The sequence below is a fragment of the Hyphomicrobium sp. genome (assembly GCF_020852195.1).
GTDB lineage: Bacteria > Pseudomonadota > Alphaproteobacteria > Rhizobiales > Hyphomicrobiaceae > Hyphomicrobium_C.
This window is the reverse complement of sequence record NZ_JADZBI010000151.1, coordinates 40,640-52,912: the sequence shown is the minus strand read 5'-3', so window position 1 is coordinate 52,912 and position 12,273 is coordinate 40,640. Positions and strand designations below refer to the sequence as shown.

The following is a 12,273-nucleotide window of genomic DNA, read 5'->3' as shown; positions in this document are numbered from 1 at the left end:
TCGAGTATCTGGCGCAGACGGTGTGGACCGCCGCCACCGCCAACGGTGAAACGATGGCCTATCCGGACACGCTCGTCGGCACCGACAGCCACACGACGATGGTCAACGGCCTCGCCGTGCTCGGCTGGGGCGTGGGCGGCATCGAGGCCGAAGCGGCCATGCTCGGCCAGCCGCAGTCGATGCTCATTCCCGAGGTGATCGGCTTCAAGCTGACGGGAAGGCTCAAGGAGGGCGTCACCGCGACCGACCTCGTGCTGACCGTCACGCAGATGCTGCGCAAGAAGGGCGTGGTGAACAAGTTCGTCGAGTTCTATGGGCCCGGCCTCGACCATCTCACGCTTGCCGACCGCGCCACCATCGCCAACATGGCCCCCGAGTACGGCGCCACCTGCGGTTTCTTCCCGGTCGACGACGAGACGCTCAACTATCTGACCATGTCGGGGCGCGAGCCCGGCCGCATCGCGCTCGTGGAGGCCTACGCCAAGGCTCAGGGCCTGTTCCGCACTAAGGACGCGGGCGATCCGGTCTTCACCGACACTCTCGAGCTCGATCTCTCGACCGTCGTCTCGTCGGTGGCCGGCCCGAAGCGGCCCGAGGGACGCATCGCGCTGCCCGACGTCAGGGCCGGCTTCCTCACCGCGCTCGAGGCCGAGTACAAGAAGCCCGGCGAGGCCGAGAAGCGCGTCGCCGTCGAGGGCCGCGACTTCGATCTCGGCCACGGCGACGTGGTCATCGCCGCCATCACGAGCTGCACCAACACGTCGAACCCGTCGGTGCTGATTGCCGCCGGCCTGCTGGCGCGCAACGCCCTCAAGAAGGGTCTGACGTCGAAGCCGTGGGTCAAGACCTCGCTCGCGCCGGGCAGCCAGGTCGTCGCGGCCTATCTCGACAAGTCGGGGCTGCAGAAGGACCTCGACGGCATCGGCTTCAACCTCGTCGGCTTCGGCTGCACGACATGCATCGGGAACTCGGGTCCCTTGCCGGCCGAGATCTCGAAGGCGATCAACGACAACGGCCTCGTCGCGGCAGCCGTCCTTTCCGGCAACCGCAACTTCGAGGGCCGCGTCAGCCCGGACGTGCAGGCCAATTACCTGGCCTCCCCGCCGCTGGTGGTCGCCTATGCGCTGGCCGGCACCGTGGTGCGCGACCTCGCGTCCGAGCCGATCGGCACCGGCAGCGACGGCAAGCCGGTCTATCTGAAGGACATCTGGCCCTCGAACCACGAGGTGCAGACGTTCATCGCCGAGAACATCTCTCGCGATCTCTTCAAGTCCAAGTACGCGGACGTCTTCCACGGCGACGACCATTGGCGCACGATCAAGGCCGGCAAGGGTCTCACCTATAGCTGGGACAACAAATCGACCTACGTGCAGAACCCGCCGTACTTCAAAGGCATCACCAAGACCGCGCGCCCCATCACCGACATCGAGGACGCGCGCATCCTGGCGCTGTTCGGCGACAAGATCACCACCGACCACATCTCGCCTGCGGGCTCCATCAAGGCCGCGTCGCCGGCCGGCAAGTACCTCCTCGATGAGGGCGTGGAGCCGCCCGACTTCAACCAGTACGGCACCCGGCGCGGCAACCACGAGGTGATGATGCGCGGCACCTTCGCCAACATCCGCATCAAGAACCACATGGTGAAGGACGCGGCCGGCAACGTGGTCGAGGGCGGCTACACGATCCATCAGCCCTCGGGCGAGCGGCTCGCCATCTACGACGCCGCGCAGCGCTACGCCGAGGAGGGCGTGCCGCTGGTCGTCTTCGCGGGCGTCGAGTACGGCAACGGCTCGTCGCGCGACTGGGCAGCGAAAGGCACCAACCTGCTCGGCGTGAAAGCAGTCATCGCCCAGTCGTTCGAGCGCATTCACCGCTCCAACCTGGTCGGTATGGGCGTCGTGCCGTTCGTGTTCGAAGCCGGCACGAGCTGGCAGTCGCTTGGCCTCGACGGCAGCGAGACGGTGACCTTGAAGGGCCTCGCCGACATCCGGCCGCGCCAGATCGTCGAGGCGCTGATCAGGAAGAGCGACGGGACAGGCTTTACCGTGCCGCTCGTGTGCCGCATCGATACGCTGGACGAGATCGAGTACTTCAAGAACGGCGGCATCCTTCAGTATGTGCTGCGCAACCTGGCGGCCTGAGCCTCGGGATTAAGAAAATATAATCTCGGCCGGGCGCGGATCCCGAGGCGCCCGCTCTGGACCGGCGGCGCGCCAGATCCTATCAATCTCGTGCAAGCATGCGCGCCGGACCCGAACGGGGCCGGCCATGCGAGAGTGGGCCATGTTGAGCAAGGACATGTCGAAGGCGCTGCGTCCCGTGCGCCGCTTCGCGAGCGGGCTCGCAAGCCTGTTGATCGCGCCGGCCGCCGCTTTCGCCGAGACGCCGGAGCCCGCCGTGCGCGCCGTGACCGCGCCGCGCGCCGTCATCGAGATGTACACCAGCCAGGGCTGCTCCGACTGCCCTGCCGCGGACGCGCTCCTGAAGCAGTACCTCGACCAGAACAACATCGTGGGCCTGACGCTGCCGGTCGACTACTGGGACTACCTCGGCTGGAAGGACACGCTCGCCGGCGCCCGCAACGCCGAGCGCCAGCGCGACTATGCCGAGCGCTTCGGCATCGGCACGGTTTACACGCCCCAGGCCGTCGTCAACGGCGCAGTCGAGGTGCTGGGATCGAGCGCATCCGAGATCGACCGCGCCATTCGCGCCACCGAGACCGCGCTCTCGAGCAGCCGCGTGCCCGTGCATTTCTGGCACTACGGCAACACCATCATCATCGAGGCCGGTGCGGCGGCAAACGACAGCGAGCCCAAGGAGGCGACCATCTGGCTGGCCGTGGTGCAAAAGGCCGTCCAGGTGGCGGTTAAAGGCGGCGAGAACAAGGGCAAGACGCTGACCTACTACAACGTCGTTCGCGAGCTGACTCCGGTCGGCGTCTGGAACGGCCGCCCCGCCACCATCCGCCTCGCCCGCGCGGCGATCATGCGCCCCGAGACGGAGGAGCTTGTGGTTCTGATCCAGGAATCGAGCACCGGCCCCATCATCGGCGCCGCCCGCCTGGGCGACTAGGCGACGCTGCCTGCGCGGCTAACTCGTGTCCGGTTTCCAGCCAAAGTGAACATCCCGCAAAGCTTGTGCGCGATTGACCCGTAGCAGACATCCGCCGGAGCCCATGCGCCTGCGCAACGGCAGTTGTTAGCTTGCCCCCGCTTCAACATGTGCTGCGAGCTTATCGAGTGTCTGATAGCCGTACTCGACAGCGCCGAAGCCGATCTTAGCGTAGCGTTGTGTCTTGGTCGGATGCAGCTGTCGCAGCGTGACTACGGTCTTGCCGTCGCTCTGCTCATCGAATGTGATCGTGGTGCGAAAGCGAGCGGGATCGTCATCCATGTCCGAGCCGTGATCGAACTCGATCAAGCGAGGAGGTTCGATACGGCGGAAATGCATCCGACTCGGGAAACGTTGGCCGTTTGGGGCGAGCATATCGAAGCGCCAGGTTCCGCCGACGCGAATGTCGATCTCCTTCGTTTCGATCTTGAACCCTGCCGGGCCAAACCAGCGCGGCAAGTGGTTTGGATCGGTCCAGGCCGCGAAGACATACTCACGTTTTGCCTTGATCACGCGCGAGAGAACAATTTCGCGTTCGATATCCCATTGGGAGAGAGCTTTGTCGGGTGTCGATGTCATGGCGCACTCCTTGAATTTATGTCGATATCATCGTTGGGCTATCGACCGTCGCGCTTTTTTCTCCGCGCCTTCTTCTCGAGTGATGTCGCGTAGGCCTCGAGGCGATCAAGGCGTGCCTCCCAAATTGCCCGCTGCTCGGTGAGCCAGTTCTCGACGCCCTTCAACCCGGACGGCTTCAGTCGACATGTGCGGACCCGGCCCTGCTTCTCCGACTCGACGAGCCCGCCCGTCTCAAGGACGCGGATGTGCTTCATCAGGCTCGGCAGCGCCATGTCGAACGGCCGAGCAAGCTCTCCCACGGACGCCTCTCCTTGCGCGAGGCGCGCCATGATGGCCCGACGCGTCGGGTCGGCGAGTGCCCCGAAGGCGCGATCGAGCTGGTACAAATGGTTATCCATTTGACTAACTATATAGGTGGCCAAACCGGTGTCAACGATAGTTATCCAACCGGATATCTATTGATCCAACATACGCTGCGGCAGGCGACGGTTTGAAATGCCGGGCCGCGAAGATCCGCTACAGCACAACCAAAGCGCTGCGATTTGCGTCCGCTCCTGGCTCACTCATGCTTGGAGCAGAAATCGCCTGGCGCGTTCCGTCCTCTGTCATCCCGGCTCTGCGCGATTCCGCTTCGCGTCCTCATCTGGCCGCAAGAACACCCCGCCCTACCGGCACGTCCACATGAGGCCGCGGTCGAAGTGGAAGTGGTTGGCGTGCGCCTTGTTGAACTCGGGGCCGAGCGCCACGCGGAAGTAGCGGCACGAGCGCCGGTGCACCTCGCGCAGGAACGCGCTCTCCTTGCCGCTGCCCTTCCAGTCCCGGAGCAGGCTGATCGTGCGCCCGTCGGCGAACGTGAAGCCCGAGATGTCGATGGCGTTGGCGGCGGCGTGCTGGCTGCGCAGCCCCTTCCAGAACGGATTGCCGACGATGTTGCGGCAGTCGTAGGTGCCCATGTCGCCGAGCCGCACCACCTCCTGGCCGAACATCTCGCGGGCAAGCGGCTGCACCTCGTGTTCCACCCAGAGCGTCAGCGCCGCCGCCATCTCGCAGGTGAGGGGATCGACGCCGATCTTTGCCCCGCCCGTCTGCGTGAAGCGCACCGCGTTCACCCATCCGCAGTTGTTCTGCGAGACCCGGTCCGGGATCGGCGTCGCGTCGATGTGGGGCTGCTTCAGCACCGCCTGGCAGAGCTCGGTGTCGAACCGCAGCGCCGAAAGCTTGGGATCGACGAAGAACGACGGCCGCTCGTCGAGCGTGACCGGGCTGAAGGGGCTCAAGCGCTGCGGGATGAGGCCGAACCAGAAGCCTCCGGCGATGGCAACGAAAAGGATGAGTCCGAGAAGCAGCTTCGAGAAAATACGGCGTGGTCTCTTTCGTGCCGGTTGTCGCATCGCTCCCCCGCAACCTGAGTTGCCGTGTCCCCGCCGCCTAGCCTAGAGCGCTTCCGGAAAAGTGGGAACCGATTTTGGGCGGCAGGTGCGCGTACGATCGGCAGCCTGCGGAGGAGCGTGCACCGGCAATCAGCAACTAGAAATCGCTGATCAGACCGCCCTTCTCCCAATCGCCGTAACGGGTCGGCTCGGGCCCCTCGGGGCCGCCGATTTCCGGCTGCGTGTTGCCGCCGTTGGCTCGCTCGGTGGCAGCGCGCCGCGCTGCGGCTTCGGCCAGCGCCCGCTCGGCAGCCGGCGAAAGCGGCTTCCGCGGCGTGGCGTCGGGCGCCGCTACTGAGGGGTTCTCTTCGTCGGGAAGTGTCATTGCGGGCGCGCGAGTTTCCATTTGCATCGGGATGCTGGTCGTCGGCCAGCACCCTTCCTATATAGCATGGCCGAGGGCGTGCGCGATGCGGCCGGATGTGGCCGTGCGCGCACGCGGGTCGACACTCTGGAGTGAACGGAATGCCGATGAATTACGCCAAGACGGCGGCTCTGCTCGCGGCCCTGACCGCGATTTTCGTCGCCATGGGCGCCGCCGTGGGCGGGCAGACGGGCATGGTCATCGCCTTTTTCTTAGCGCTGGCCATGAACCTCTTCAGCCTCTGGAACTCGGACAAGATGGTTTTGAAGATGTTCGGGGCGCAGGAGGTGGACGAGCGCAGCGCCCCCGAATACTACGGCCTCGTGCGCGACTTGGCGCGCCGCGCCGAGCTGCCTATGCCGCGCGTCTACATCATGAACAATCCGCAGCCGAACGCGTTCGCGACCGGCCGCAGCCCGTCGCGCGCAGCCGTTGCTGCGACCACCGGCCTGCTCGACGCGTTGCCGCGCGAGGAACTGGCCGGCGTCATCGCGCACGAGCTGGCGCACATCAAGAACCGCGACACGCTGACCATGACGGTTGCCGCCACCATCGGCGGCGCCATCTCCATGCTGGCTCAGTATCTGCAGTTCGGCATGCTGTTCGGCGGCCACAACAACGAGCGCAGCGGCATCGGCATGATCGGCGCCATCCTGGCAATGCTGGTTGCACCGTTCGCGGCCATGCTCGTGCAGATGGCCATCAGCCGCTCGCGCGAGTATCAGGCGGACCGCATGGGTGCCCTCATCTGCGGCAACCCGCGCTGGTTGTCCGCCTCGCTCTTGCGCATCGAGCGCGCAGTGAAACGCATCCCGAACGAGGAAGCGGAGGAGATCCCGGCCGCTGCGCACATGTTCATCATCAACCCGCTGACGGGCCAGGGCATGGACAACCTGTTCTCGACCCACCCCAACACCGCGAACCGCGTCGCGGCGCTGGAGGCGCTCGCCGAGGAGATGGCGAAGAGCGGCATCGACGTTAGCGGCGCAATCTCGACCGGCGGCGGGGCCGGCCCTTCCGGCCCCTGGTCGCAGACCTCGTCCCGCGGCCCCTGGGGCTAAGCGCCTCCCCAGACCCCCTCCTATCGACCTCTCCCCCACTCGGGAGAGGTTGGAAGCGATTGGTCATGGCGGAGCCATGCTCCGCATGGACATCGCGTCCGGGTGAGGGGGCGCAGAACACGGCCATCGCGGCCTTCCGCTTGACGCATCGCTCCGCTCCCGCCAAGGGAAGCCGGTGAAGCACCCAATGCCACCTCCTGAACGCAAGCACGTGACGCGTCCGAAACCCGCAGGCTTTGCCGCGCGAGAGGCCGTAGCCGCCTGCCTTGTCTCCATCCTCGATCGCGGCCGTCCGCTCGACGACGCCTTCGAGGCCGCCGTCGCCAAGGCCGGCCCGCTCGAGGCGCGCGACCGCGCGTTCGCACGCCTTGTCGTCATGACCGTGCTCCGCCGCAAGGGCGAGTTGGAGGCCGTCGTCTCCTCCTTCCTGGAGAAGCCGCTGCCTGCGGACGCCGGTCGCCTGTGGCCCATTCTGCTCTCCGCGTCTGCCCAGCTCCTGATGCTGGAGACGCCGCCGCATGCCGCCATCAGCCTTGCCGTGGACCAGTGCCGCGCCGACCCGAAGGCGCGCCGGTTCGACCGCCTGACCAATGCCGTGCTGCGACGCGTGTCGGCGACGCGCAGGGAGGTGCTGGCACGCCTCGACCCCGTGACGGTGAACCTGCCGTCCTGGTTGCTCCGTCGCTGGACCGACGCCTACGGCGACGCGCAGGCGCACGAGATCGCCGCCGCCTCCCTGGGCGAGGCCGCCCTCGATCTTTCCGTGAAGCAGGATGCGGAAACATGGGCCGAGCGCCTGGGCGGCGTCCTCCTCCCCACGGGCAGCATACGCATTGCACGGGCCAACGCCGGCCGCGTAGAGGAGCTGCCCGGCTTTGCGGAAGGTGCCTGGTGGGTGCAGGACGCGGCGGCGGCCCTGCCGGCGCGCCTGCTTGGCCTGGTAGCCGGACTCAGCGTCGCCGACCTCTGCGCCGCGCCGGGCGGCAAGACGGCCGAGCTCGCCGCGGCGGGCGCCAAGGTCACGGCCGTGGATCAGTCTCCGGCGCGGCTCGCACGCCTCCGTGAGAACCTCGCGCGCCTCAAGCTCGACGCCGAGGTGGTCGAAGCCGATGTGCTGGCCTGGGAGCCCGGCCGTACGTTCGATGCGGTGCTGCTCGACGCACCCTGCAGCGCCACCGGCACCATCCGCCGTCACCCCGACATCCTGCACTTGCGGCGCAAGGACGATACGTCCGAGCGCACGGCGCTGCAGCGGCGCCTGCTCGACCGTGCGGCGCGCCTTGTTGCACCCGGCGGGCGCCTCGTCTATTGCACGTGCTCGCTCGAGCCGGAGGAGGGCGAGGCGCAGATCGCGCGTTTCTTGGATGAGCAACCCGGGTTCGTCCGTGCGACCGTTGCCCCGGGAGAGGCCGGCATCGACGCTGCGTGGATCACGCCCGAGGGCGACCTGCGTACGCTGCCGAGCCACCTCGCGCGCCCCGAGCCGGAGCTGTCTGGCATGGATGGCTTCTACGTCGCCCGCCTGCAACGGCGGGAGGGAGCGGAGGCCACGGCGGTTTCCGCCCCATAAGTCGGAGTGCCCGATTGAGGACGCAGTCCGGCATGCTACCATCCGATGACGGATGCGCCTGAGGAGAGTATGGCGTCGCGGCTCAAGATTTCGGAACGGATCAGGATTACGCATCTGGCCGCGGACCGCCTGCGGCGCGACGCGATCTCGTCCGTGCTCTATTCGCCGCCGTTCCGCTGGCAGTTCGGCGCCTCGGCGGCCGAGCAGCTTCTCATCGTGCCGCAGGACCTCCGCACCGCCGATCCGAGCTTCTGGGACGAGGTCGAGGTCGGGCAGTTCGGGCTCGCGGGCGCGGTGGCGCTGGCCGACGACGTATCGCCGTTCGACATCATCCCGCCGAGCGAGGCCTGGACGCGCGCGCTGCACGGCTTTGCCTGGCTCCGCCATTTGGCCGCCGTGGGCCGTCCCGAGGCGCGCGAGATGGCGCAGCTTCTCGCCGCCGAATGGGCGATGCGCCATCGCGGCGGCAGCGGCATCGCCTGGGAGCCGCACGTCACCGGGCGCCGGCTCATCTCGTGGATCTCGCACTCGGGCTTCCTGCTCGAAGAGGCGGACGCCGAGACCTACGAGATCCTGACCGAGAGTCTCGGCATCCAGCTCGTGCGGCTCGCCGCCGGCTGGCGCTCGAGCCCGAGCGGCTATCCGCGCCTGCTGTCGTTGCTGGCCCTGCTGCTCGCCCAGCTCTGCATCTCCGGTCATGAGGGGCAGGTTTCGGAGACGGAGAAGCTGTTCGTGCAGGAGCTGGACCGTCAGATCCTGCACGACGGCGGGCATGTCGGACGCAACCCGGGCATCCTGGTCGAGCTGATCCTCGATCTCCTGCCGCTCAGCCAGTGCTTCGCAGCCCGCAGCCGCACCGCGCCTCCCGAGTTCGCGGCCATGCTGAAAGCGATGCTCGGCATGCTGAAATACATGCGCCTCGGCGACGGCATGCTGGCGCGTTTCAACGGCATGGGCGTCGCCTCGCCGGCCGGTCTCGCCACCGTGCTCGTCTACGACGACAATCCCGGCGCCATCCCCGCCAGCGCGCCGGCCTCGAAATACATTCGCCTCGAACGCGGCGCATCGATCCTGATCATGGACGCCGGCCCGCCGCCGCCGCTCGAATCCGCGGCCGCGGCACACGCGGGCTGCCTCTCCTTCGAGCTCAGCGTCGGCACGTCGCTGATGCTGGTCAACGGTGGCGCCCCCTCGTCCGCGAATGCCGACTGGCGCGCTGCCTCGCGCGCCACCGCAAGCCACAACACGCTCTGCCTCGGCGAGAAGTCGTCATCGAAGCTGATCCGCCACAAGATGCTCGAGGGCCTGGTCGGCGGCATGCCGATCCGCTTCCCCGACGAAGTGAAAGCCAAGGTCGAAGCGCAGGACGGCGCCATCGAGCTCACGGCCGAGCACGACGGTTACATGCGCCGTTTCGGCCTCATGCACCGGCGCACGCTGGCGCTAGCCGCCTCCGGCCGGCGCCTGCTCGGCATCGACCGCCTTGCCGGCAAGCACGGCACCGTGCGCCTGCGCCAGGATGTGCCGTTCGCAGTCCACTTCCATCTGCATCCGGCGGTACGCTGCCGGCGCGGTGACAACCCGAGCATTGCCATCATCGAGCTGCCGGGCGGCGACACCTGGTGGTTCAGCCTCGAAGGCGCGCGCCTCGCCATCGAGGAAAGCACCTACTTCGCCGATTCCGCCGGCCCACGCCGCTCGCTGCAGATCGTGGCGCGCGGCGCGACGTTCGGCGAGACCGAGGTTCGCTGGGTGCTGGAAGGCCAGGATTAGAGCCTGATCGTTCGAGATGCGAGCGATGAGCTCGCATCGAGAGCGTGAATCAGACTCGCAAGTGAAAAAAAAGAGCATGATCGCACAACGGAATCCCATTCCATCAGGTGCGATCGTGCTCTGAACGTCAAGGACAAGAAACGACCGATGAAAGATTCCAATCCAAGAATCCGCCGCGCCCTGATCTCGCTCTCCGACAAGGCGGGGCTCGACGAGCTGGCCCAGTCGCTCGCCGAATGGAACGTGGAGCTGATCTCGACCGGCGGCACGGCGGCGAAGCTCAAGGGCGCCGGGTTCTCGGTCAAGGATGTGGCGGACGTCACCGGCTTCCCGGAGATCATGGACGGGCGCGTGAAGACGCTGCATCCCGCGATCCACGGCGGCCTGCTCGGCGTGCGCGGCAACGCGGAGCACATCGCCGCTGCGGAGAAGCACAAGATCACCGCCATCGATCTTCTGGTTGTCAATCTCTATCCCTTCGAGCAGACGCTCGCGGGTGGGGCTTCCTTCGACGATTGCGTTGAGAACATCGACATCGGCGGGCCGGCCATGATCCGCGCCGCGGCCAAGAACCATGCCTCCGTAACGGTGATCGTCGACCGCGCCGACTACGCGGCGCTGCTCGCCGAGATGCGCGCCAACGGCGGCAAGACGACACCCAAGTTCCGCAAGCGCATGGCGGCCAAGGCCTATGCCCGCACCGCCGCCTACGACGGCGCCATCAGCAACTGGCTGGGCGCCGTGGCGGAAAGTACGGAAGACGCGGCGGACGGCTTTCCGCCCACCTTCACGACGCAGTATCGCAAGGCGCTCGACATGCGTTACGGCGAGAACCCGCACCAGTGCGCGGCCTTCTACACTGCCGCCGATCCCGAGCCCGGTACGGTCTCGAGCGCCCGGCAGCTTCTCGGCAAGGAGCTGTCCTACAACAACGTCGGCGACAGCGACGCCGCGCTCGAATGCGTGAAGGCGTTCGCGGATCGGCCCGCGTGCGTCATCGTCAAGCACGCCAATCCGTGCGGCGTTGCCGAGGCCGAGACGCTGCTCGGCGCCTATGACCGCGCCTACAAGACCGATCCGGAATCGGCCTTCGGCGGCATCATCGCCTTCAACCGCGAGCTGGACGCCGGCACGGCCGCAGCCATCGTCGAGCGCCAGTTCGTCGAGGTCATCCTCGCCCCCTCCGTCACCGACGAGGCGCGCGAGGTCGTGTCGGCGAAGAAGAACGTTCGCCTGCTCGTTACCGGCGTCTGGCCGCTGGTGCCGCCGCCGCGCCGCGAGCAGAGAACGGTGGCCGGCGGCCTTCTGGTGCAGGATGCCGATCTCGCGCTCTACGAGCGCCTGCACGTCGCCACCAAGCGCCAACCGACCTCCGCCGAGATGGCCGACCTGCTGTTCGCCTGGAAGGTCGCCAAGTTCGTGAAGTCGAACGCCATCGTCTACGCCAAGGACGGCGCCACTATCGGCATAGGCGCCGGCCAGATGAGCCGCGTGAACTCCTCGCGCATCGCCGCCATCAAGGCGGAGATGGCAGGCCTCGACATCAAGGGATCGGCCGTCGCCTCGGATGCCTTCTTCCCGTTCGCGGACGGGCTCCTCGCCGCGGCCGCGGCCGGCGCCACCGCTGTCATCCAGCCCGGTGGCTCGATGCGCGACGACGAGGTGGTCCGCGCCGCCGACGAGGCCGGCCTCGCCATGGTGCTGACCGGCATGCGCCACTTCCGGCACTGATGGCGGAGGCGCCGCGCATAACGCTGAGGCCGGCGACACGCGCCGATTTCGGGCTCATCCGCCGCTGGCTGGCGCGGCCCGACATCCAGGACTGGTGGGGACCGGTCGCGGCGACCGAGGCCGAGGTCAACATGGCGCTCGGCGCCGAGCATGCGATCTGCCGCATCATCGAGGCCGATGGCGAGCCGGTCGGCTACGCCCACGCCGTCGATGCCACGCTGTGGGGCGACAACCTGCCGGCCGATCTCGAGCCCGGCACGTGGGACCTCGACCTCTTCGTCGCCGCCGAGGAGCACCGCGGCAAGGGCGTCGGACAGGCGGCACTCGGCCTGCTCCGCGACGAGGTGTTCGCGACCACGCTGGCGGTCGCGGTCTGCATCTTCCCGTCCGTGAAGAATGAGCGCGCCGTTCGCGCCTACGAGAAGGCGGGCTTCCGCTGGCAGAGCGTCTGGCACGACCCTCACACAGGGCCTTCCTGGTTCATGGTCGCCAAGCGCGGCGACCCGAGTGCTTGAGGTTTCCCGAGCTTTGCCCGCGCATCCTTCATTCTCGGCTCGTTCTTGGATACTTGCGTGGGTCCCGGCCGTCCATGCGAAGCATGGCTCCGCCATGACGCCGGGATGACGGTGAGTTTGTGGCAGCCGACATCGACAA

The 12,273-nt window shown here is 67.3% G+C and carries 11 protein-coding genes; 7 read left to right on the top strand and 4 right to left on the bottom strand.

Annotated features, from left to right (window positions below):
- On the top strand, positions 1-2,141 hold a 2,141-nt coding region (gene acnA / locus IT540_RS12970; RefSeq protein ID WP_291178412.1), incomplete at its 5' end, for an aconitate hydratase AcnA.
- 142 nt (positions 2,142-2,283) lie between these two features.
- On the top strand, positions 2,284-3,072 hold the full coding sequence (locus IT540_RS12965; RefSeq protein ID WP_291178409.1) for a DUF1223 domain-containing protein: 789 nt from the start codon (positions 2,284-2,286) through the stop codon (positions 3,070-3,072).
- A gap of 126 nt (positions 3,073-3,198) precedes the next feature.
- Here the strand turns inward: IT540_RS12965 and IT540_RS12960 are convergent, their stop codons facing one another.
- The 4 genes from IT540_RS12960 to IT540_RS12945 all read right to left on the bottom strand — a co-directional run bounded on the left by IT540_RS12960 (position 3,199) and on the right by IT540_RS12945 (position 5,445).
- Positions 3,199-3,690 (bottom strand): SRPBCC family protein, encoded by a 492-nt coding sequence (locus tag IT540_RS12960; RefSeq protein WP_291178406.1) that lies wholly within the window; start codon positions 3,688-3,690, stop codon positions 3,199-3,201.
- Positions 3,691-3,728: 38 nt separating this feature from the next.
- Positions 3,729-4,088 carry a metalloregulator ArsR/SmtB family transcription factor gene (locus IT540_RS12955; RefSeq protein ID WP_291178403.1) on the bottom strand — a complete coding sequence of 120 codons (360 nt, stop codon included), beginning with the start codon at positions 4,086-4,088 and terminating at the stop codon, positions 3,729-3,731.
- A gap of 267 nt (positions 4,089-4,355) precedes the next feature.
- A complete protein-coding gene (locus tag IT540_RS12950) occupies positions 4,356-5,081 on the bottom strand; it encodes an extensin family protein (RefSeq protein ID WP_291178400.1) in 726 nt (241 codons plus the stop codon).
- A gap of 136 nt (positions 5,082-5,217) precedes the next feature.
- A complete protein-coding gene (locus IT540_RS12945) occupies positions 5,218-5,445 on the bottom strand; it encodes a DUF1674 domain-containing protein (RefSeq protein ID WP_291178397.1) in 228 nt (75 codons plus the stop codon).
- Between the two features lie 146 nt (positions 5,446-5,591).
- On the opposite strand from IT540_RS12945, the gene htpX reads away from it, so the two are divergent.
- From htpX to IT540_RS12920, 5 genes are all read left to right on the top strand, one after another.
- Positions 5,592-6,545 (top strand): zinc metalloprotease HtpX, encoded by a 954-nt coding sequence (gene htpX, locus IT540_RS12940; RefSeq protein WP_291178421.1) that lies wholly within the window; start codon positions 5,592-5,594, stop codon positions 6,543-6,545.
- A 187-nt stretch (positions 6,546-6,732) separates the two neighbouring features.
- Complete coding sequence (locus tag IT540_RS12935; protein ID WP_291178393.1) at positions 6,733-8,115, top strand: transcription antitermination factor NusB; 1,383 nt, start codon at positions 6,733-6,735, stop codon at positions 8,113-8,115.
- A gap of 69 nt (positions 8,116-8,184) precedes the next feature.
- On the top strand, positions 8,185-9,888 hold the full coding sequence (locus IT540_RS12930) for a heparinase II/III family protein (RefSeq protein WP_291178390.1): 1,704 nt from the start codon (positions 8,185-8,187) through the stop codon (positions 9,886-9,888).
- 147 nt (positions 9,889-10,035) lie between these two features.
- Positions 10,036-11,619: a bifunctional phosphoribosylaminoimidazolecarboxamide formyltransferase/IMP cyclohydrolase gene (purH, locus tag IT540_RS12925; protein ID WP_291178387.1), complete on the top strand. Its 1,584-nt coding sequence runs from the start codon at positions 10,036-10,038 to the stop codon at positions 11,617-11,619.
- Complete coding sequence (locus IT540_RS12920) at positions 11,619-12,134, top strand: GNAT family N-acetyltransferase (RefSeq protein WP_291178384.1); 516 nt, start codon at positions 11,619-11,621, stop codon at positions 12,132-12,134. Before purH ends, IT540_RS12920 begins: the two co-directional genes overlap by 1 nt.
- Positions 12,135-12,273: the final 139 nt, after the last annotated feature.